The sequence below is a fragment of the Streptomyces sp. DH24 genome (genome assembly GCF_029813775.1).
In the GTDB taxonomy this organism is placed as follows: Bacteria; Actinomycetota; Actinomycetes; order Streptomycetales; family Streptomycetaceae; genus Streptomyces.
The window spans coordinates 13132-34294 of the sequence record NZ_JARVKW010000010.1; the positions used below are offsets into that span (position 1 = coordinate 13132).

The window sequence follows — 21163 nt, forward strand, 5'->3', positions numbered from 1 at the left end:
GTGGCCCGGTGGCCCGGTGGCCCGGTGGCCCGGTGGCCCGGTGGCCCGGCGAACCCGGCGGGCCGCCGGGCAGGCACCGGCCCCGGCGCGGGACGAGCACCCGGCTCGTGGTCCCCACGGCCAGGTCCCGCCCCGCCCCGCGCCGGGCCCGGCTCGTCGGCCGGCACGCAGAGGAGAACCCGGCCGGCGACGGGCGGGCCCGCGGGAGCCGCCCCGGCTCGACCTCTGCAGCGGGTCCGCCGACTTGTCCGCAACTACGACACACAGGAGACGCATGTTCGTCCACTCCGACCGCCTGCCCACGAGCACGGCGGTCCCGAAGGGCATCACCACTCCGATTCCGTGGGGCGTCCGGCGCATGGCGCCGTATCCGACGATGGCCCCCGCCCACGCCAGGGTCGAGCTGGACCCGGCCACTCAGACCGCCGTGTTCTTCAACGACGCCGACGAGGTGATGGAGATGCCCGGCCACGGCACCAGCACCGGTACCTCTCCGGCCACCGGAACCAGCCCTGACGGCAACGGGTCCACCCAGGACTCCGACCAAGGGAGCGACAGCGACCAGTGAATGACCCGCGTCCGGTATTGGTCGTCACCAGCCTGTACGACCCCACCGCCGACGTGGTGATCAGCGAGCTGCACGGCCGGGGTGTCCCGGTCGTGCGGTTCGACTCGGGTGACTTTCCCGCATCACTGTCGGTGGAGGCAGAGATCACCGAGGACGGCATCCAGGGGCGCATTGACACTCCGTCGCGCTCCGCCGACCTGCTCCGGGTTCGCTCGCTCTACTACCGCCGCCCGACAGGCTTCGCGTTCCCTCATCTCGCTGAGCAGGACGCACGGTTCGCCATCACCCAGGCACGATACGGCCTCGGGGGCGTGATCGCGTCGCTGCCCGGCTGCCTGTACGTGAACGGTGATCTACAAGCCTCTGCACAACCCCGTGTACCGAGTCGACGATGCCTCCTCCGTCGTCAGGATCGCCGAGGTGGCCGCCGAGGACATCGACTCCACAGTGGCCGGCACCGCCCACCTGTTCCAGAAGCGTGTGCCGAAGGCAGCGGACGTCCGCGTGACCGTCATCGGGCGCCGAACGTTCTGCGTCCGGATCGACTCCGGCCTCCTGGACTGGCGGACCGACTACAGCCGCCTGAGCTACACCCCCGTGAAGCCGCCCCCGGAGACCGAGTTGGCCCTTCATGCGTACATGGACCATTTCGGGCTTCTCTTCGGCGCTTTCGACTTCGCCCTGGAAGCGGGCGGGCAATGGTGGTTCCTGGAATGCAATCCCTCCGGCCAGTGGTACTGGCTGGAGGCCGAGACCGGTCTGCCGCTGTGTGCGGCCATGGCCGACCTCCTGGAAAGGAAGCCGTGAGCGACCACGAACAGCTCCACCGGCGGCTCATCGACAAAATGGCGGCCGGCGGCAGCCTGCGCACCGAGCCCTGGAAGCGCGCCGCCGGGGCAGTGCCCAGGCACGAGTTCCTCCGGGGTGGGTTCTTCCGCGCGGTACCCGGGGCGTCGCCTACCGCATGGGCCCCGGTCCTGGAGGGCGACGACGGATGGCTTCCGGGCTGCTACGCCGACGAATCGCTGGTGACCCAGATCGCGGGCACGATCAGGCCGACGGACATCCGGGGCGAGATCATGCGGGAGCCGACCAGTTCGAGCACGCTGCCCTCGCTCGTTCTGCGCATGGTCGAGGACCTGCGCGTGGAACCGGGGATGAACGTGCTGGAGATCGGCACCGGCACCGGCTACTCGACCGCGGTGCTCTGCGCACGCCTGGGCGACGACCACGTCACCTCGGTCGAGTACGACGAAGAGGTGGCACAGCGGGCCCGGGCAGCTCTTGGCCGACTCGGTGCCTTCCCCCGGCTGCTGACCGGTGACGGCCTCCTGGGCCATGACGGCGGCGCCCCGTACGACCGGATCATCGCCACCTGCGCCGTACGCACTGTGCCCGCGGCCTGGCTCGAACAGACCCGGCCCGCAGGACAGATCCTGACGACCGTCGGCGGCTGGCTCGGTGCGTCGGAGCTGGTGCGCCTGTCCGTCCATGAGGACGGCACGGCGTCCGGGCCGTTGCTGGGCGGACAGGTGAGCTTCATGCTTGCCCGGCCGCAACTGCCGCCCCCGCTCGGCCTGCTTCCGGACCTCGGCGCGGGCACGGAGCGCCGAGCCGTCGTCGGCGCCGACGTCCTGACCGACTGGACGGCCCGCTTCGTCACGCAGTTCGCCGTGCCGCGTGCGCAGCACGTGAACCTGCGACAGGGCCGGTACGACGAGGACGTGCTGATCGACGTCGAGACCGGCTCATGGGCCGCGCTCCGCGAAGAGGACGGCCGCTGGATCGTCCGGCAGGACGGTCCAGCGGCCGTCTGGGATGTCGTCGAGGAGCACCTCGGGCGCTGGCGTGCCGTCGGCGCACCGGGGGTGGAGAAGGCCACGGTGCGCGTCACCGCGGACGGGCAGAGCATCCACTGGTAGGACCGGCGGCCGGTCCCGCTCGTCGGCCTGTCCCGCGGCGGACGGACCGGGGGCGACCTCCGCCGTGCTCTCCGGCTCTCCGGCGACCCGGTGCGCCTCACGCGTGCCGGGTCGCCGGTGCGTCACCCCTCCGACGCGGTGAGCGGGCGCGTCAGGCCCGGAACGGGCCCTTCACCTCGTACGTGATGCCGCCGGACGACGAGCCCGTCGTGCCGCGCTGGCTGGAGAAGTACAGGCGTGTGCCGTCCGGGGAGAACGCCGGGCCCGTGATCTCCGAGGAGGACTGATTGTCGATGCGGAGGAACGGCGCCACCACGTCGTCCGGCGTGATCACACAGATCTCCATGTTGCCGCCGTCCTCCGCGACGAACAGGTCGCCCGAGGCGGAGCCCGTGACGTTGTCCACGCCGGTCAGCGGGGCCGTGCCGGACACCAGGGAGTCGTCGTAGGCGAGTTCCACGGTCTGGGCCGCCGCGTTGTACTGCCAGACCCGGCCGTCGCCCTTGGTGGTGAACCAGCAGGTGTCGTTCGCGTAGTAGCAGCCCTCGCCGCCGTTGAAGCGCTTGGCGCCGGAGACCTGGTTGCGGGTGGCGGTGGCGCCGGTCGGGTCGGGGACGCGCGCCCAGGTCACGGGGCCGCTCGTGCCGGTGCCCGCCACCATGACCTCCAGGGTGCCGGAGGACAGGTCGCCCCAGGTGGTCGGCCGGAAGCGGTAGAAGCAGCCGTCCGAGACGTCCTCCGTCATGTAGACGACGCGGCGCACCGGGTCGGCCGCCGCCGCCTCGTGCTTGAAGCGGCCCATCGCGTCGCGCCGGGTGGCCGCCTTCACGCCCCACGGGTCCGTCTCGTAGACGTAGCCGCGGTCGACCTCCTCGCAGGACAGCCAGGTGTTCCACGGGGTCTTGCCGCCCGCGCAGTTCTGCCGCGTGCCCGACAGGACGCGGTACGCCGCCGTGATCGTGCCGGTCGCGGAGAACTTCAGCGCGCTCGCGCCGCCGGACGGGTTGATCTCGGAGTTGGACACGTAGATCCAGCCGCTGCCGTCGGCGTAACAGGCGCCGCCGTCGGGCGCGTTGTGCCAGGTGTACGACGTGCCGCTGACCGTCCGGCCGGACCGGGCGACGACCCGGCTGGTGAAGCCGCTGGGGAGCCGGATGCCGTTGGCGTCGGGCGCGCCGAGCGGGCCGTACGGGCCGGCGCCGGGCTGGGCCGGCGCGGCGTACGCGGCGCCGCGCCACAGCGTCCCGCCGAGGGCGGCGGACGAGCCGCCGAGGACTGCTGCCCGCAGGAGGGTACGACGTTCCACTGCTGCTCCAAGGTGCCGTTACCGCCCCGCCGCCGGTCGGCGGCGGGGTCGTGCGCTGACGGACCCTAGGGGCGCGGGATGGACGTGTCATGTACGGGTCGTGACGGGTGTGTACGGCCGGGTGACGAGCCGTCCACCGCACCCCGGAGACGGGCGGCCGGTGTCCGGCCCTCGTAGGCTGGGACGCGCAACGCACGGTGCGCATGAGCGCGACCGCAGGTGAGGAGCCCGCCATGCCCGGCTGGACCGCGCACGACATCCCCGACCAGAGCGGCCGCGTCGCCGTCGTCACCGGCGCCAACGGCGGGCTCGGGTACGTCACGGCGCTGGAGCTGGCCCGCAAGGGCGCCACGGTCGTGCTGGCCTGCCGGAGCGAGACACGCGGGCGCGACGCGCTGGACCGCCTCGCCGCCGAAGTCCCCAGCGCTCGAGCCGAGTTGCGGCCGCTCGACCTCGGCGACCTGCGCTCCGTACGGGACTTCGCGAGTGGGCTGCCGTACGGGCGGGTCGACCTGCTCGTCAACAACGCCGGGGTGATGGCGCTGCCGTACGGCACGACGGCGGACGGCTTCGAGACGCAGTTCGGCGTCAACCACCTGGGCCACTTCGCCCTGACCGGGCTGCTGCTGCCCGCCCTGCTGGCCGCGCCCGGCGCCCGGGTCGTCACCGTGTCGAGCATGCTGCACGCGCTGGCCAACATCGACATCGGCGACCTCAACAGCGAACGCGCCTACCGGCCGTGGGTCGCCTACGCCCGGGCCAAGACCGCCAACCTGCTGTTCACGCACGAACTCGCCCGCCGGGCCGCGGCGCACGGCGTCGACCTGCTGGCCGCCGCCGCCCACCCCGGGTACGCGGCGACCGGACTGCAGACCGCCGGGCCCCGGGCGTCGGGACGCCGGCTCGCGGAGCGGCTCATGACCCTCGGCAACCGCGTCGTCGCCCAGTCGGCCGAGGCGGGCGCGGCGCCCGTGCTGTACGCGGCGACCGCGCCCGGGGTCCGCCCGGACTCCTTCACCGGCCCGTCGTTCGCCCTGTGGCGCGGGGCGCCCGCACCGTCCTGGCGGGCGCCCTGGACCCGGCACGACACGGCCGGGCGACGCCTGTGGACCGCGTCCGAGGAACTGACGGGCGTGACGTACGACGCCCTGGACGGCTGAGGGAAGGGCCGCACCGAGGACCCACCGGATGCCCGTGGCCGCGCCGACCGCACCGGTTCCCACCGGTCGCGGCCCGCGATTAGGAGGCCCGCACCTCGTACGTCGCCACCCGCACCCCGTCCTCGTCCAGGCACTGCCCGGTCTCCAGGTCGAAGCGCTGCTTCAGCAGGGGCGAGGCGACGAACGGGCGGCCCCGGTGGGTGCCGGTCAGGCCGCGGGACAGGACGGCCGCGCCGGTGAACGGGTCGCGGTTGTCGATCGCGTAGAGCTTGCCGGCCCGGTCGGCGAAGAGGGCCACCTGGCGGCCGTCGGGGAGCAGGGCGGCCACGCCGCGGCCCGGGATCAGCGTGCTCAGGTCGCAGACCGTGAACCAGTCGCCGGTCCCGTCCGCCGGTCGCAGCCGTACCTTCAGATCGGTCGTCTCGATAGCGAGGGTCATCGCTGGGCGCTTCCTTCCAGGGCGGATTCCGTGGATTCCTGGGATCGCATGCCGATGGTCAGCAGCGGCAGGTCGGGCTTGATCTGGTCGCGCTCGGGGACGAACGCGACGACCGGGTCGGGGGTGTCCGGCGCGTTCACGAAGGACACGAACCGGGCCAGCTTCTCGGGGTCGTTGATGGTCTCGGCCCACTCGTCGCGGTAGTGCGCGATGTGGGCCCGCATCAGGGACTCCAGCTCGTCGCAGATGCCGAGCGAGTCGTGCACGACCACGTCGCGCACGTGGTCCAGGCCGCCCGGGATGCGCTCCAGCCAGGCCGACGTGCGCTCCAGGCGGTCCGCGGTGCGGATGTAGAACATCAGGAACCGGTCGATGAGGCGGACCAGTTCGGCGTCGGAGAGGTCCTGCGCGAGGAGGTCCGCGTGGCGCGGGGTGGCGCCGCCGTTGCCGCCGACGTACAGGTTCCAGCCGTTGGCCGTGGCGATCACGCCGAAGTCCTTCGACTGGGCCTCCGCACACTCGCGCTGGCAGCCGGAGACCGCCGACTTCAGCTTGTGCGGGGACCTGAGCCCCCGGTAGCGCAGCTCCAGGTCGATCGCCATGCGGGCCGAGTCCTGGACGCCGTAGCGGCACCAGGTCTGCCCCACACAGGACTTCACCGTCCGCAGCGACTTGCCGTACGCGTGCCCGGACTCGAAGCCGGCGTCCACCAGCCGGGCCCAGATCAGCGGGAGCTGCTCCACCCGCGCGCCGAACATGTCGATGCGCTGACCGCCGGTGATCTTCGTGTAGAGCCCGAAGTCGCGGGCGATCTCGCCGATCACGATCAGCTTCTCCGGGGCGATCTCACCGCCGGGGATGCGCGGCACGACCGAGTACGAGCCGTTCTTCTGCAGGTTGGCCAGGAAGTGGTCGTTGGTGTCCTGCAGGGCGGCCTGCTCGCCGTCCAGGACGTAGCCGCTCGCGCCGATCGCCGGGGCGAGGGAGGCGATGATCGAGCCGACGGCCGGCTTGCAGACCTCGCAGCCGTCGCCGCCCCGGGCGTCCTCGCGGCCGTGCCGGTCCAGCAGCTCCTGGTAGGAGCCGATGCGCAGGGCGAGGACGATCTCGTACAACTCCTCGCGGGTCTGCGAGAAGCAGCCGCACAGGCCCTTGTCGACCTCGACGCCGCTCGCCTCCAGCTCCGCGGTGACGAGCTGGCCGAGCACCTTGACGCAGGAGCCGCAGCCCGTGCCGGCCTTGGTGCACTTCTTCACCTCGGGCACCGTGGTGCACTGGTGGTCGGTGACCGCGCCGCGGATCGTGCCCTTGCTGACGTTGTGGCAGGAGCAGACCACCGCGTCGTCCGGCAGCGCGGACGGGCCGAGCTGCGCCGGGGCACCGGCACCGGCCGGCAGCACCAGCGACTCCGGCGAGACCGGCGGGACCGAGCCGGTGAAGGCGCGCAGCGTGCCGTACGCCTCCGCGTCGCCGACCAGGATGCCGCCGAGCAGCGTGCCGTCCCGGCCGACGACCAGCTTCTTGTACAGGCCCGCGCGGGAGTCCGAGTAGACGACGTCCAGGCAGTCCTCGGTGGTGCCGTGCGCGTCGCCGAAGGACGCCACGTCCACGCCGAGCAGCTTCAGCTTGGTGGACATGTCCGCGCCGGTGAACGTCAGCCGGTCGGTGTCGTCGTCGGCGATGGCCGCCGCCGCCGTCTCGGCCTGCTCGTAGCCGGGGGCGACCAGCCCGTACACCCGGCCGTCGGCGGCCAGCGCGCACTCGCCGATCGCGAACACGTGCGGGTCCGAGACGGTGCGGCACTGCTCGTCCACCGCGATGCCGCCGCGCTCGCCGACCGTCAGACCGCAGTCGCGGGCCAGCTGGTCGCGGGGGCGGACGCCGGCGGAGAACACCACCAGGTCGGTGGCGAGTTCGGAGCCGTCGGACAGCTTCATGCCGGTGACCGAGCCGTCCTCGCCGACCACGATCTCCTGCGTGCCGACGCCGGTGTGGACCGACAGGCCCATGTCCTCGATGGTGCGCAGCAGCGCCGCGCCGCCGCCCTCGTCGACCTGCACGGGCATCAGCCGGGGCGCGAACTCCACGATGTGCGAGGTCAGTCCGAGGCCCTTGAGCGCGCCCGCCGCCTCCAGGCCGAGCAGTCCGCCGCCCACCACGGCGCCGGTCGTCGCCGTCCTGGCGTACTCCTCGATGGCCAGGAGGTCCTCGATGGTGCGGTAGACGAAGCAGCCGGTGGCGTCCTTGTTCGGGACGGGCGGCACGAACGGGTAGGAGCCGGTGGCCAGCACCAGGACGTCGTAGTCCACGGCGAACCCGGAGCGCGCCGTCACCTTCCTCGCCTCGCGGTCCACGGTCTCGGCCGGGTCGCCGACGCGCAGTTCGATGCCGTGGCCCTCGATGAACTCCCTGTCCGTCATCGACAGGTCCTCGGGCGTCTTGCCCGAGAAGTACGAGGTGAGCTGCACGCGGTCGTACGCCGGACGCGGCTCCTCGCACAGCACGACCACACGGTGGGTGGCGGTCAGGCCGCGCTCGGCGAGCGCTTCGAGGAAGCGCTGGCCGACCATGCCGTGGCCGACGAGCACGATCGTGGGGCGGGGCCGGGCGCCAAGAGCCGTCGTGGTCATCAGGAGCCTCCATCGTTGGTGAGCAGGTGGAGCAGTGGGGCGCCGTCCGCGGGGAGCGGCTCTGCTCCCTCCCAGGCGCGCGCGAGCGCGCCGACGGTGCCGAGTTCGCCGACGAGGACCCCGCCGACCAGGCGGTCGTCACGGACGACGACCTTGCGGTAGGTGCCGCGGGTGGCGTCGGCGAGCTGCACGACGTCGTCGCCGGGGCGGGGCTCCGTCTCGCCGAACGCGGCGAGGTCGAAGGCGGTCCCCCCGGCGAGCGTGAGCCGGGTCAGGGAACGGGTGCCGGTGTAGCGGGCGGTGCCGTCGCCGGCGAGCACCTCGGCCAGGGCGTCGGCCTGTTCCAGGGCCGGGGCGGCGAGCCCGTACACCGTGCCGGCGTGCTGGGCGCAGTCGCCGACGGCGTGGATGTGCGGGTCGGAGGTGCGCAGTTCGTCGTCCACGAGCACGCCCTTGTGGACGGCGAGGCCCGCGTCGCGGGCGAGGCCGGCGCGCGGGTGGACGCCGCAGGCCAGCACGACGAGATCGGCGTCGAGGGCGTAGCCGTCGGCCATCTCCACGGAGCGGACGGCGCCGCCGACGCAGCGCACGTCGCGCACCCGGCACTCGGTGTGGACCTCGACGCCGAGGTCCAGCAGGTGCCGGTGGACGAGCCGGGAGGCGTTCGGGTCGAGCTGGCGCTCCATGAGCCGCTCGGCCTGCTGGGCCAGCACGACCTGCGCGCCGCGCACGGCGAGGGCGCGGGCCGCGGAGACCCCGAGGAGTCCGCCGCCGATGACGACGGCGCGGACGCCGGGGCGGACGGCCTTCGACAGGCCGAGGCAGTCGTCCATGGTGCGGAACGCGTGCACGCCCTCGGGCAGTTCGTGGTCGTCGGTGAACAGCCCGCGCAGCGGCGGCAGCTTCGGGTTGGAGCCGGTGGCCAGCACGAGCTTGTCGTACGCGATCACCGAGCCGTCGGCGCAGCTCAGGGTCCGCGCCGCGCGGTCGATGCCGGTGACCCGGGCGCGGGTCAGCTCCGCGGGCGCGGGCAGCGCGATCACCTCGGGGCTGTACCGCCCGGCCAGCACCTCGGCGAGCAGCACCCGGTTGTACGGCCGGTGCTCCTCCTCGCCGATCAGCAGCGCGGGCGTGCCGAGCTCACCGAGCCGCCGGGCGAGCCGTACGCCCGCGAGCCCGGCGCCGATCACCACCACACGCGTATTCGAGGTCATGTCCAGGAGCGTGCGGTGCGGGTGTTACCCGGCGGCATCGCGACTGTTTCCCGCGCGGAACGCTGCCCTCAGTGGCGGCGGCGCGGGGGTGTGAGGGTTCGGCGGCGGGCTCCGGGCCCGTTGTGAGGCGCGGCCAGGCCGGGACGGTGGCCCGGGAGCCGGTCCGGGCGGGCGGGATCGTCCACGACCCGACCGGATAAGGTCGCGATCATGCCCGACATATCCCTGACCCTGGTCGTCGTCCTGTGTACAGCCGCGCTCGCGGCCGGGTGGATCGACGCCGTGGTGGGCGGCGGCGGGCTGCTGCTGTTGCCGGCGCTGCTGCTCGGGCTGCCCGCGAACACGCCGGCCGCGTACGCGCTCGGCACCAACAAGGCGGTCGCCATCGTCGGCACGACGGGCGCGGCGGTGACGTACGCCCGCAAGGCGCCGGTGGACGTGCGCACCGCCGTGCGGATCGGGCTGGCCGCCCTGGCCGGGTCGTCGGCGGGCGCCTTCTTCGCGGCCGGGATGAGCACCGACGTCCTCAAGCCGGTGATCATGGTGGTGCTGCTGGGTGTCGCCGCCTTCGTGATCCTCAAGCCCGCCTTCGGCACCGCGCCCGCCGCCGGCCCGGCCGGCCCCCGCCGCATCCTCGCCGCGATCGGCCTGGCGGGCCTCGGCATCGGCTTCTACGACGGCCTGGTCGGGCCGGGCACGGGAACGTTCCTGGTACTGGCGCTCACCGCGGTGCTGCACCTCGACCTCGTCGCCGCCTCCGCCACCGCCAAGATCGTCAACTGCTGCACCAACGCCGGGGCGCTGGCGACGTTCGCCTGGCAGGGCACCGTGCTGTGGCAGCTGGCCGCGCTGATGGCCGTCTTCAACCTGGCGGGCGGCACCCTGGGCGCCCACACCGCCCTGAAGCAGGGCAGCCGCTTCGTCCGCGTCGTCCTGCTGACGGTCGTCTTCGCCCTGGTGGCGAACCTGGCGTACGAGCAGTGGCTGGCCTAGTCGGGTCCGCGAAGTGGCGTCGTCGCCCGGAGGTCGGCCGGCCCCCCGGGGCCGGGTCGCGACCCCCCGGGGGTCCGGTCGCGCGACCGGACTGCCGGGGCGCCCGTCGCGCGACCGGACTGCCGGGGGCCGGTCGTGCGAGCGAGCTCCCGGGTCGCCCGGTCGTGCGACGGGCGCCCCCGGGCGGGAGCGGCCGTCGGGCTCAGCCGCCGATCAGGGACCGCCAGGTCTCCGGTCCGACGATGCCGTCCACGGTGAGGCCCTTGGCCTGCTGGAAGCCGCGCACCGCGGAGGCGGTGGCCGAGCCGAACACGCCGTCGGCGGCGAGGCTGTTGCCCTGGGAGTTGAGCTGGAGCTGCGCGGCGCGGACCGCGTCCCCGGAGGAGCCCTCCTTGACCGTGCTGATCAGCGCGGACCAGGTCCGGGGCCCGATGACGCCGTCCACGGCGAGGCCCTTGGCCTGCTGGAAGGCCCGGACCTTGGCGTCGGTGTCGGGCCCGAAGGCGCCGTCCGCGGCGAGGCGGTAACCGCGGCCGCTGAGCAGGTACTGGGCGGTCTTGACGTCCGTACCGCTCGCGCCCCTGGCGAGGGTCGGCCAGCTGCCGGTGGACGGCGGCGGGGTGGTGCTGTCGGAGATGTTCACCGGGCGGTACGGCTTGTACTCGCTGCCCGAGCTCAGGCCGTAGCTCAGCGTGCGGTGGGTGGTGCCGTAGGTGCCGCGCTGCTCGTAGGCCCAGTAGGAGCTGCGCGAGGAGTCCGTCCACTTCTCGAAGATGACGACGTGCCGGGTGGTGTTGCTGCCGTCGGCGTCGATGAGCAGGTCACCGGGCTGCAGGCTGCCCAGGCTGATCGGGGTGGTCAGGCTGCGGTCGCCCGCCAGGCCGACGGTGTTGGGGCCCGGCTTCCACAGGCCGAGCGTCATCGAGACGTAGCCCGAGCAGTCCTGCCGGTAGCCGTCGGACCACACCTTGGTCTGGCTGTACGGCACGGGGCCGCCGTTGTTGGCCGTGAGCCACGTCGCCGCGCGGCGCAGGACCTCGGCCCGGGTGACGGGCGCCGCGGCGGCGGTGGTGACCTGGTCCGGCCGGCTGACGGTCTGGGTCACGCCGGCGTTCTGGGTGGCGGGCGCGGCGGTCGCCGACTGGCCGACCAGCAGGCCGCCGAACCCGAGGGCCGCGGCCGAAGCCACGGCCACGGCGACGGTGGCCTTGCGTGTGGTGCGGGAGTGCCTGGACATCGGTCCTCCTGGTGGGGGGCTGGGAGTGGAGTCCTGACGGGCCCATCATGTCCTGGACATGACATTCCGTCGGGTGATCCGCCCACGACGGTTGCCGTACATCCTCGCCCTCCACCGAACCTTCATCGCGAGCCGGACCGAATCCGTGCCGGAAGCGGCAAATCCGCGAACGGTCTCGCGGCGCGGGGACGGTTCGGACGAAGGCCCCGGGGCTCAGCCGCCGCCCGGGCCCGTCAGGTGGGCGAAGACGACCACGTTGCCCTGGTAGCCGGTGCCGCGCGAGTAGCCGCCGCCGCAGGTGATGACCCGCAGCTCGGGGCGGTTCGCCGGGCCGTACACCTTCTCGTCCGGGAAGTTCCGCGCGGCGTACACCTCGACCGCGTCCACGGTGAACACGGCGACGCCGCCGTCGCGCCGGTCGACCTCGATCCTGCTGCCCTTCTTCAGGGCGCCGAGCCGGTAGAACACGGCGGGGCCGTCGGCGTTGTCGACGTGACCCGCGACGATCGCGGTGCCCGTCTCGCCGGGCGTCGTGCCGGCCTCGTACCAGCCGGCGAGGTTGCGCTGCTCGGCCGGCGGCACGTCGAGGCTGCCGGACGGGGTGAGGCCGAGGCCGGTCAGGGGGGCGTCCACCCGGATCGCGGGGATGCGGATGCGGTCGGGCGGGGAGGGCGGCAGCGCGGGCGCCGCGGGCCGCTCGCCGTCCTGCCCGGAGCGGGCCTGCGCGGGGGACGGCTGGGGCGGGGCGTGCGAGGCGGTGCCGTTGCTCAGCAGCCAGGCGCCGGAACAGAGGGCGACCGCGGTGACGGCCCCGGTGACCGTGTTGCCGAGCCTGCGCATGACGAACCTCTCTGGGCCTGGCGGCCCACACGGGGGAGCGGGGCCGGTGATGGGCGACGCACCCGGTCGGGCGCCGGACGGGACATCGGTGGGGGTCGGGCTTGCGGGCGGGCGCTGGACGGGGCGTTGGTGGGTGGGCCGGCTTGTGGCCGGGTGCCGGACCGGGGCGTTGGTGGGCGGGCCCGCTTGTGGCCGGGCGCCGCACGGGGGATCGGTGGGGGTCGGGCTTGTGGCCGGGTGCCGCACGGGGGGTTGGTGGGTGGGCCGGCTTGTGGCCGGGTGCCGGACCGGGGCGTTGGTGGGCGGGCCCGCTTGTGGCCGGGCGCCGCACGGGGGACCGGCGGGTGTCCCGTTCGCGGCAGGTGGCCGCACGGGGCATCGGCGGGTGTCCGGCTCCCGCCGGGCGCCGCACGGGATGCCAACGGCGTGCCGGACCCGCGGCCCTGCCCGTCACCGCGCGGACCGCCCCGTGCCCCCTCCGGGCCGCGAGGGGCGTCGGACCCGGAGGGGGAGGGGAGTTCGCGGTACCGGCGGACGGGCAGCGGAGGGTGCCCGTCAGATCCCGTCGCCTCTCGCCCGGCGATGCAGGAGCCAGGTACCGCCCGCGGCGGCGACGGCGAGAGCCGCCACGCCGGCCGCGGTCTGTACGGGATCGGGGCCCAGAGCGCCGCCGACCCCCGTCTTCACACTTCCGCGGGGATGCGTCTGCTGCCGGTGCGACGCCAGCGTGACCACCAGATCGCCGGTCACCCGCCGCCCGCCCTCCGCACAGGTCGCGACGATCTCGTACGTCCCCGGCTGCGCGCTCGGCGGCACCCGGAACTGCCCGAACGCGTCCCGCTCGTGGGCGCTCGGCGCCAGCGTGAAGGACCCGGCGCCCACCGCGGCCGCGTCGCCCTGCGCGGTGCCGCTGTCGCCGCACGCGTCGGTGTTCACCGTGACCTGGCCGCCCGGCACCGCCGAGGACGGGTACACGTCGAGGCCGCCGGCGCCGTACGCGGGCGCGGCGACGAGTCCCGCGGCGGCGACGGCGAGGGCGCCCCCGGTCAGCAGACGGGCGGTACGTCGCATCCGTGCTCCTCCGAGCTGTTCGGCGGGTCACGGCCCGCGACACCCCCATGTGCCGCTGCGTCGGTCGTGCCCCTGCCCTACCGAGGTAAGGGGCAGCGGGCCCGGCACGCTTCCTGAGGAGGCGTCAGAAATGTGGTGAACGGGTGTCGCGCCGCCGCCCGGGTGGCCCCGCGCCGCCCCCGTTTCGGCAGGTCACCGACGTGTGGCGGGCAACGCGGGGGAAAGATCCCGACGGGTTGCGCGGCGCGCGTGTGAACGGGTGACCGGGCCGCGTCCGCCGGGGCTTGACCTCAAGCAAGGTTGAGGTCGGAGGCTACTCGCATGAACTCAGCGGAACCCCTAGAGGTCACTCTCGTCATCGGCAGCAACCGTCACGGCCGCTTCGGCCCCGTCGTCGCCGACTGGCTCCTCGCCCATCTGCGCGACCACCCGGACCTGGTCCCGTCGGTCGTCGACGTCGCCGCGACGGACCTGCCCATGTCCCTGGCCCGCGGCCCCCGGGCGGCGACCGCGCTGGCGGACGTGACGCCGAAACTCGCCCGCGCGGACGCGTTCGTCGTCCTCACGCCCGAGTACAACCACTCCTTCCCCGCGGGCCTGAAGAACCTCATCGACTGGCACTACTCGGAGTGGCGCGCCAAGCCCGTCGCGCTGGCCTCCTACGGCGGGCTGTCCGGCGGCCTGCGCGCCGTCGAACACCTGCGGCAAATCTTCGCCGAACTCCACGCCGTCACGGTCCGCGACACCGTCTCCTTCCACAACGCGGGCGCGGCCTTCGACGACGAGGGTACGCTGAAGGACCCCTCGGGCCCGGACGCGGCGGCCAAGCTGATGCTGGACCAACTGGCCTGGTGGGCAAGGGCCCTGCGGGAGGCCAGGCGGACCGCCCCGTACGCGGGCTGACCCCGCGCGGGCCCGTGCCCGGACGACGGAGGGCCGCCCGGGGCACGCGCCCGGCGGCCCTCCGTCGTCCGGTCCGCCGTCAGACCACGCTCACCGCGCGCCACGCCGCGGCCACCGCCGCCTGCTCCGCGCTGCCGTCGCCGTACAGGTCCCTCGCCGCGTTCAGGGTCGCCGTGCGGGCGGTCGCGTACGTCGTCGAGGACGTCATGTAGACCGTCAGCGCCCGGTACCAGATCGCGCCCAGCTTGTCCCGGCCGATGCCGGTGACCGTGGAGCCGTCGCAGGTGGGGGAGTCGTGCGCGACGCCGTTCACGGTCTTCGCGCCGCTGCCCTCGGCGAGGAGGTACGCGAAGTGGTTCGCGACGCCCGCGAGTAGTGGACGTCCAGCGTGGCCACGGTGGGGCTCCAGCAGTCCACCGAGCTGCCGTCCTTGGAGGGCTCGTCCATGTACCGCAGGGCCCGCTGACCGAAGTCCGGGCGGACGATCTTCTCGCCGATCAGCCAGTCGCCCCGGTCGGAGGCGTTGTCCGCGTGGAACTCCACGAGCGTGCCGAAGATGTCCGACGTCGCCTCGTTCAGACCGCCGGACTCGCCCGAGTACACCAGCGCCGCCGTCTTCGACGTCACGCCGTGCGTCATCTCGTGCCCGGCGACGTCCAGCGACACCAGCGGACCGAAGGTCTTGCCGTCGCCGTCGCCGTACGTCATGCAGAAGCAGCTGTCGTCCCAGAAGGCGTTGTTGTAGGCGTTGCCGTAGTGCACGCGGTTGTACGAGCCCTTGCCGTCGCCGGCGATGCCGTTGCGGCCGTGGACGTTCTTGAAGTAGTCCCACGTCACGTCCGTGCCGTACTGCGCGTCGACGGCGGCCGTGGCCCGGTCGGACGTGGTGCCCGAACCCCAGTGGTTGTCGGAGTCGGTGAACACCGTGGCGGGCGCCCGCGTCAGGCAGACGACCGGCAGGCACAGGTCGGTCCGGTTCGCCGCGTCACCGGTGTAGGTGTCCCCGCGCGTCGGGTCCTTCAGCTGGTACGACGACCCCGACGGCGTCGTCTCCAGCGGCACCGTGCCGCCGTACAGGGACTTGCCGTCGCCCGACGCCGACTCCAGGCTGTCCCAGGCGTCGATCCGCGCGCCCGTCGTCGCGTCGGTGAGCACGGTGCGGGCGACCGGGTTGCCCCGCGCGTCCTGCGCCACGGCGTCGGTGCGCCAGGCCAGCTTCGGCGCGCCGTGCAGGGCGTCGACGACCAGCTGCGGTTTGGCGGTCAGCTTGCGCAGGGTCTCGCCCGCGTGGGCGGCGCGCAGCACGTCCGCCGCCAGGTCGGCGGCCTTCGGGGCCGGCAGCCGGGGCGTGGTGGCGGGCGGGGACAGGGTGCTCCGGGTGGCGCGGTTCGCGCCCCGGTAGCTGCCGTCGGGCGCGAGGTGGACGACGAAGTCGCCGCCCAGGACGGGCAGTCCGCGGTAGGTGCGGTCGTAGCGGACGTGCTGGGTGCCGTCCCGGTCCACGATCACGTCGCGGACCTTCGTCTGCTGGGCGGAGGTGAGACCGAGGCTCGCGGCCCGCTCGGCGAGGACCGCCGCGGCGTTCGCGACGGCGGTGGCCCGGGTCGGACGTTCGGCGGCGCCGGCGGAGGAGGGGGAGAGGGTCGCCGCGAGCAGCGCGGCGGCGGTGGCGGCTGTGCCTGCCAGGGCGAGACGGGAACCTCGGACGTGCCGTATTCGGCTCATCGGTCTCCTTGGTACGGCGCCCGTGGGCGCGTGGGGGCAGCGCCGGTCGCGAGCGGAGGCGAGGGCGGTGGAAAACCGTGGGGGGAACGGGGATGTTGACCGACATTCAAGATGCCTGGTCACGTCATGTCCATAGCCGTCCTGTGCCGGTGTGTGAGGGGTGAGAATCGTTCCTGCGGGGCTTCGGTAGAGGCCCCGCGCACCGGCCGGGAAACCGTCGACCCGCGACCCGCGACCCGCGACGCGACGACGGACGACAGACGACAGACGACAGAGGAAAACACCGCATGACCGTGCCCGCCGGGCCCGCCCCCCGACGCCCCGAACGGCTCCCGTTCTTCGTCTACGGCACCCTGCGCCCCGGCGAGCCCCACCACGACGCCCTCCTGCGCGGCCGCACCGGCGCCGAGGAACCCGCCCGCCTCACCGGCGCGGTCCTGTACGCCGGCCCCGGCTACCCGTACGCGGTGGAGGAGCCCGGCGGCACGGTCCACGGCGACCTCGTCACCGCCCGCCCCGAGGCCTACGACGAACTGCTCCGCGCCCTCGACCGCCTGGAGGAGTACACGCCGGGCGACCCGCGCAGCCTCTACGAACGCGTCGCCCGCGACGTCGTCCGCACCGGCGACGGCGCCACCGTACGGGCCTGGGTGTACGTCGCCGCCCCACCCGTCACGGCCCGCCTGCGGGCCCGCGGCAGGCTGATCGAGGGCGGCGACTGGCGGACGCGGTGAGGCGTCGGCGACACGGGAGGTGACCGGACGTCAGGGCGGGCCTACGGCTCGACCGTCTCCAGTCGCACCGCGCACGCCTTGAACTCCGGCATGCGGGACGTCGGGTCGAGCGCCGGGTTGGTGAGGGTGTTGGCGCGGCCCTCGCCCGGCCAGTGGAACGGCATGAAGACGGTGTCCGGGCGGATGTCCGTCGTGATGCGGGCCGGGGCGACCGCGCGCCCGCGCCGGGACACCACGGCGACGGGGTCGCCCTCCGCCGCGCCGAGGCGGGCCGCGAGCCGCGGGTGCAGCTGGACGAACGGGCCCGGCGCGGCGGCGTTCAGCTCGTCGACGCGGCGGGTCTGCGCGCCGGACTGGTACTGGGCGACGACCCGGCCGGTGGTCAGCAGCACCGGGTACTCCTCGTCGGGCTCCTCGGCGATCGCCCGGTGCGAGACGGGCACGAACCGGGCCCGCCCGTCCTGCGTGGCGAACCGGTCGAGGAACAGCCGGGGCGTGCCCGGGTGCACGCCGGCCGGGCCCGTCTCCCGCTCCGCGTCGCCGTCCCGCGCCGGATCGTCCGGCAGCACGTCGAACGCGGCGTCCTCGGCGTCGGCGCCCGCCTCGCAGGCGTCGGTTTCCGGCGCGCGGGCGGCGTCGGCCTCGCAGGTGTCGGCGTCCGGCTCGGCCGCCGGGGCCGGGCAAGGCCAGAAGACGCCGTTCTCCTCGGCGAGCCTCCGGTAGGTGATCCCGGAGTAGTCCGCGGGGCCGCCCGCGCTCGCGCGGCGCAGTTCCTCGAAGACCTCCTCCGGGTCGGTCGAGAAGCCCTTCTCCACGCCCAGCAGGGCGGCGAGTTCGTGCAGCACCTCAAGGTCGCTGCGGACGCCCTCGGGCGGCGTGATCGCCTGCCGGCGCAGCAGCACCCTGCCCTCCAGGTTGGTCGTGGTGCCGGTCTCCTCGGCCCACTGCGTCACCGGCAGGACGACGTCCGCGAGCGCCGCCGTCTCCGACAACACCACGTCGCACACCGCGAGGAAGTCCAGCGAGCGGATGCGCTCCTCGACGTGGGCCGCGCGCGGCGCCGACACCACCGGGTTGGAGCCCATCAGCAGCAGCGCGCGGATGTCGGTGCCCCGCGCGTCGAGGAGTTCGTAGGCGCTGCGGCCGGGGCCCGGCAGCGAGTCGGGGTCGACGCCCCACACCTCGGCGACGTGCCGCCGCGCCGCCGGGTCGGTCAGCTTGCGGTAACCGGGCAGCTGGTCGGCCTTCTGGCCGTGCTCGCGCCCGCCCTGCCCGTTGCCCTGCCCGGTCAGACAGCCGTAGCCGGAGTACGGGCGTCCGGCGCGGCCGGTCGCCAGGCACAGGTTGATCCAGGCGCCGACCGTGTCGGTGCCCTTGGACTGCTGCTCGGGTCCGCGCGCGGTGAGCACCATCGCCGTCTCCGGCTCGCAGAACATCCGTACCGCATCCCGGAGTTCGGGCACGGACACCCCCGTGATCCGCTCCACGTACTCCGGCCAGTGCGCCATCGCCGCCGCCCGGGCGTCCTCCCAGCCGCTCGTGCGGTCCCGGACGTACGCCTCGTCGGTGCGGCCCTCGGCGACCACGAGGTGCAGCAGGCCGAGCGCGAGCGCCAGGTCGGTGCCGGGCCGGGGCGCCAGGTGCAGGTCGGCCTGCTCGGCGGTCCTCGTGCGGCGCGGATCGACGACGATCAGTGTGCCGCCGTTCGCCTTCAGCTCGGTCAGGTAGCGCAGCGCGGGCGGCATCGTCTCGGCGAGGTTGGAGCCGACCAGGATCACGCAGCCCGTCCTCGGGATGTCCTCCAGCGGGAACGGCAGCCCCCGGTCGAGACCGAACGCCTTCATACCGGCCGCGGCGGCGGACGACATGCAGAACCGGCCGTTGTAGTCGATCTGGGAGGTGCCGAGCACCACCCGGGCGAACTTGCCGAGCGTGTACGCCTTCTCGTTGGTCAGCCCGCCGCCGCCGAACACGCCGAGCGCGTCCGCGCCGTACGCCGAGCGCACCGACGTCAGCTCCCCGGCGATCCGGTCCAGTGCCCGCTCCCACGAGGCGGGTTCCAGCTCGCCCGCGGCGGATCGCACCAGCGGCGACGTCAGCCGCACCCGGGACGACAGCACCTCGGGCGCCGTCCGCCCCTTGCCGCACAGCGCTCCCCGGTTGACCGGGAAGTCCGCGCGTTCGCTCACCTCGACGGTCCCGCCGGGCACGGGCGTCAGATTCATCCCGCACTGCAGGGCGCAGTACGGGCAGTGCGTGGGCGTGGCGGTGTTCTGCATGCCGTTCAGCGTGCTTCGCCCGTGTTACGTGCCGTGACGGCCCTTTGTTACGCGGCCGGGACGGCGACCTCCCCGCCCCCGGCCGGGCCGCGTGAGGCGCTGGTCAGCGGCCGCTCGCCAGCGCCCGGCCCACGCCGGGCTCCCTCGGCCCGAGGAAGCGCGGGCCGGGTTCGACGACCGCGTCCCAGGCGGCCTTGCCCGCCGCGACGACCTCCCGGACACCGCCGTAGTACCAGGTGCTGTCGCGCGGCTCGGCGACCCCGACGCCGTACGACGTGACGCCGGCCGCCCGGCACAGCGCGACCGCCCGCCGGACGTGGAAGTCCTGGCTGATCAGCACCGCCCGGTCCACGCCGAAGATCTTCCTGGCGCGCACACAGGAGTCCCAGGTGTCGAAGCCGGCGTAGTCGCTGACGATCCGCGCGTCCGGGACGCCCTGCCGGGTCAGGTAGGCGCGCATGGCGTCCGGCTCGTCGTAGTCCTCCCGGCTGTTGTCGCCGGTGACGAGGACCACCTCGATGCGGCCCGCGCGGTACAGCCCGGCCGCCGCGTCCAGCCGGTGCGCCAGGTACGGCGACGGCTCGCCGTCCCACAGCCCGGCGCCGAAGACCACGGCGACGTCCGTGCGCGGCACGTCGGCGGCGGCGCGCAGCCGGTCGTCCGTCGTCAGCCGCAGCCAGGTCGCCGGGAGCAGCGCCAGCAGGCACCCGGCCATCACCGCCCGCACGAGTCGGCGCCGTCCGGCGCGGGTGCGGGGCAGAAGGGTGCGGGGCAGGCGGGGGCGGGGGAGTGTCGGCCGGCGCATCGGACGTCCCTTCCTGGTCGTCTCTCGCCCCTCAGGGACGCCGTACCGGGCCCACCGGTTCGCCCCTCGGCACGTGACCGGGGTCACTCCGGTCGCTGAAACCGCAGCTCACGGCGCCTCACACACCCCTGGCGCCGCACCGTGAACCGCTGGAAAACACCCGTCATTCCCGCGCAACGGGGCGGCAACGTCCCGCGTTCACCATCGGTTCATGACGGCGACGCGCAAGACGAGCACGACGAGCGAGTCCGGCAGGACCGGCAGGACCGGCGAGCCGGCCGCTCCGCGCGACGAGTCCACCGCCCACCTCGACAGTTCGGCGCACCTCATGAACCGGATCAGCAGTCGGCTCGCCCACCAACTCCGCCTCGTCCAGCCCGACGGCCGCCTCCGCACCCACCGGCCCGCCCTCGTGGCCGTGGCGCACGGCAGCCGCGACCCGCGCGCCCTGGAGACGGTCCGGGCCCTCCTGGACCGGGTCCGCGAGCTGCGCCCCGGCCTGCCGGTGAGCCTCGGGCACATCGAGCTGAACGCCCCCCTGCTGCCCGACACGCTCGCGGAACTCGACGCCCGCGGCACCGGCTCGGCCGTCCTCGTACCGCTGCTGCTCAGCCGCGGTTACCACGTCAAGCGGGACATCCCGGAGATGGCGGCGACGGCCCGGGTCCGCACCCGCGTGGCCGCCCCGCTCGGCCCGCACCCGCTGCTGGTGGACACCCTGTACGAGCGCCTGGTCGAGGCCGGCTGGGACCCGCACGCCACCGCCGCCGAGCGCCGCGCGTCGGCGGTCGTCCTCGCCGCCGCGGGCTCCCGCGACCCCGAGTCCCGGCTCGACACGGGCCGCACGGCCGCCCTCCTCGCCCACCGCCTCGGCGTGCCGGTGCTCCCGGCCTACGCCTCGTCGGCGACCCCCACGGTCCCGGAGGCGATCCGCACCCTGACGTCCCGGGGCCGCACCCGGGTGGCGCTCGCGTCCTGCTTCACGGCCCCGGGCCGCTTCGCGACGGAGTGCGCGGCAGCCGCCCCGTGGATCGCGGCGTCCCCCCTGGGAGCCCACGACAAGATGGCCCACCTCCTCCTCCACCGCTACGACGAGGCCCTGACGGCGGTACCGAAGCCAGCCGCATCCCGAAAACTGACGCCGGCATAAAACGCCCCGAAAGGGTCGCGGGGACCGGCGAGAGCAACCACAACGCACCCGCACCCGCAATCACACCCGCACCCGCAATCAAACGGGGCGGGGACCTGCGCGACAAGACAAAGGGGCGCGGGGAACCGCGCGAAAAGCGACAACACACCCGCACCGCACCCCCACCCGCACCGCACCCCCACCTCAC

General features: G+C 74.1%; 16 protein-coding genes and 2 pseudogenes. 8 read left to right on the top strand and 10 right to left on the bottom strand.

The features are described 5' to 3' along the window. Positions 1-274 precede the first annotated feature (274 nt). From tgmA to tgmC, 3 genes and pseudogenes are all read left to right on the top strand, one after another. Complete coding sequence (tgmA, locus tag QC282_RS10535) at positions 275-568, top strand: putative ATP-grasp-modified RiPP (protein ID WP_279548988.1); 294 nt, start codon at positions 275-277, stop codon at positions 566-568. After that, a pseudogene (locus QC282_RS10540) lies at positions 565-1375 on the top strand (MvdC/MvdD family ATP grasp protein). The gene tgmA and the pseudogene QC282_RS10540 overlap by 4 nt, the downstream one beginning before the upstream one ends. Continuing rightward, the gene (gene tgmC, locus QC282_RS10545; protein WP_279548989.1) at positions 1372-2490 is read left to right on the top strand and encodes an ATP-grasp peptide maturase system methyltransferase; all 1119 of its coding nucleotides are present in this window, start codon (positions 1372-1374) and stop codon (positions 2488-2490) included. The pseudogene QC282_RS10540 and the gene tgmC overlap by 4 nt, the downstream one beginning before the upstream one ends. Positions 2491-2641: 151 nt before the next feature. On the opposite strand, the gene QC282_RS10550 is transcribed toward tgmC, so the two are convergent. Further along, positions 2642-3796, bottom strand: coding sequence for an alkaline phosphatase PhoX (locus tag QC282_RS10550; protein ID WP_279548990.1), 1155 nt, complete (start codon positions 3794-3796; stop codon positions 2642-2644). Between the two features lie 233 nt (positions 3797-4029). Between QC282_RS10550 and QC282_RS10555 the strand changes: the two genes are divergently transcribed. Then, complete coding sequence (locus QC282_RS10555) at positions 4030-4956, top strand: oxidoreductase (RefSeq protein WP_279549123.1); 927 nt, start codon at positions 4030-4032, stop codon at positions 4954-4956. 79 nt (positions 4957-5035) lie between these two features. Here QC282_RS10555 and nirD read toward each other — a convergent pair whose 3' ends face one another. The 3 genes from nirD to QC282_RS10570 are packed head-to-tail and all read right to left on the bottom strand — an operon-like array spanning position 5036 to position 9239. Further along, positions 5036-5395, bottom strand: a complete 360-nt coding sequence (nirD, locus tag QC282_RS10560) for a nitrite reductase small subunit NirD (RefSeq protein WP_279548991.1) — start codon at positions 5393-5395, stop codon at positions 5036-5038. After that, entirely contained in the window at positions 5392-8025 is a 2634-nt protein-coding gene (nirB, locus tag QC282_RS10565; protein ID WP_279548992.1) for a nitrite reductase large subunit NirB, read from the bottom strand. The genes nirD and nirB overlap by 4 nt, the downstream gene beginning before the upstream one ends. Further along, the gene (locus QC282_RS10570; protein ID WP_279548993.1) at positions 8025-9239 is read right to left on the bottom strand and encodes an NAD(P)/FAD-dependent oxidoreductase; all 1215 of its coding nucleotides are present in this window, start codon (positions 9237-9239) and stop codon (positions 8025-8027) included. Before QC282_RS10570 ends, nirB begins: the two co-directional genes overlap by 1 nt. 210 nt (positions 9240-9449) lie before the next feature. On the opposite strand from QC282_RS10570, the gene QC282_RS10575 reads away from it, so the two are divergent. After that, the gene (locus tag QC282_RS10575) at positions 9450-10232 is read left to right on the top strand and encodes a TSUP family transporter (protein ID WP_279548994.1); all 783 of its coding nucleotides are present in this window, start codon (positions 9450-9452) and stop codon (positions 10230-10232) included. Positions 10233-10434: 202 nt separating this feature from the next. On the opposite strand, the gene QC282_RS10580 is transcribed toward QC282_RS10575, so the two are convergent. The 3 genes from QC282_RS10580 to QC282_RS10590 form a co-directional block, all read right to left on the bottom strand. Continuing rightward, the gene (locus QC282_RS10580) at positions 10435-11469 is read right to left on the bottom strand and encodes a peptidoglycan-binding protein (RefSeq protein ID WP_279548995.1); all 1035 of its coding nucleotides are present in this window, start codon (positions 11467-11469) and stop codon (positions 10435-10437) included. A 213-nt stretch (positions 11470-11682) separates the two neighbouring features. After that, a complete protein-coding gene (locus QC282_RS10585) occupies positions 11683-12309 on the bottom strand; it encodes a class F sortase (protein WP_279548996.1) in 627 nt (208 codons plus the stop codon). A gap of 555 nt (positions 12310-12864) precedes the next feature. Then, positions 12865-13380, bottom strand: coding sequence for a hypothetical protein (locus QC282_RS10590; RefSeq protein ID WP_279548997.1), 516 nt, complete (start codon positions 13378-13380; stop codon positions 12865-12867). Between the two features lie 321 nt (positions 13381-13701). Between QC282_RS10590 and QC282_RS10595 the strand changes: the two genes are divergently transcribed. Then, positions 13702-14283: an NAD(P)H-dependent oxidoreductase gene (locus QC282_RS10595; protein WP_279548998.1), complete on the top strand. Its 582-nt coding sequence runs from the start codon at positions 13702-13704 to the stop codon at positions 14281-14283. Between the two features lie 79 nt (positions 14284-14362). Here QC282_RS10595 and QC282_RS10600 read toward each other — a convergent pair. Next, positions 14363-16008, bottom strand: a pseudogene (locus tag QC282_RS10600) (M4 family metallopeptidase). A 287-nt stretch (positions 16009-16295) separates the two neighbouring features. Between QC282_RS10600 and QC282_RS10605 the strand changes: the two are divergent. Beyond that, positions 16296-16742 carry a gamma-glutamylcyclotransferase gene (locus QC282_RS10605; RefSeq protein ID WP_279548999.1) on the top strand — a complete coding sequence of 149 codons (447 nt, stop codon included), beginning with the start codon at positions 16296-16298 and terminating at the stop codon, positions 16740-16742. 41 nt (positions 16743-16783) lie between these two features. On the opposite strand, the gene QC282_RS10610 is transcribed toward QC282_RS10605, so the two are convergent. Both QC282_RS10610 and QC282_RS10615 read right to left on the bottom strand, forming a co-directional pair. Beyond that, on the bottom strand, positions 16784-19021 hold the full coding sequence (locus QC282_RS10610; protein ID WP_279549000.1) for a molybdopterin oxidoreductase family protein: 2238 nt from the start codon (positions 19019-19021) through the stop codon (positions 16784-16786). A gap of 103 nt (positions 19022-19124) precedes the next feature. Continuing rightward, entirely contained in the window at positions 19125-19826 is a 702-nt protein-coding gene (locus tag QC282_RS10615; RefSeq protein WP_279549001.1) for a vancomycin high temperature exclusion protein, read from the bottom strand. Between the two features lie 328 nt (positions 19827-20154). Between QC282_RS10615 and QC282_RS10620 the strand changes: the two genes are divergently transcribed. Then, positions 20155-20976 (top strand): sirohydrochlorin chelatase, encoded by an 822-nt coding sequence (locus QC282_RS10620; protein ID WP_279549124.1) that lies wholly within the window; start codon positions 20155-20157, stop codon positions 20974-20976. Positions 20977-21163: the final 187 nt, after the last annotated feature.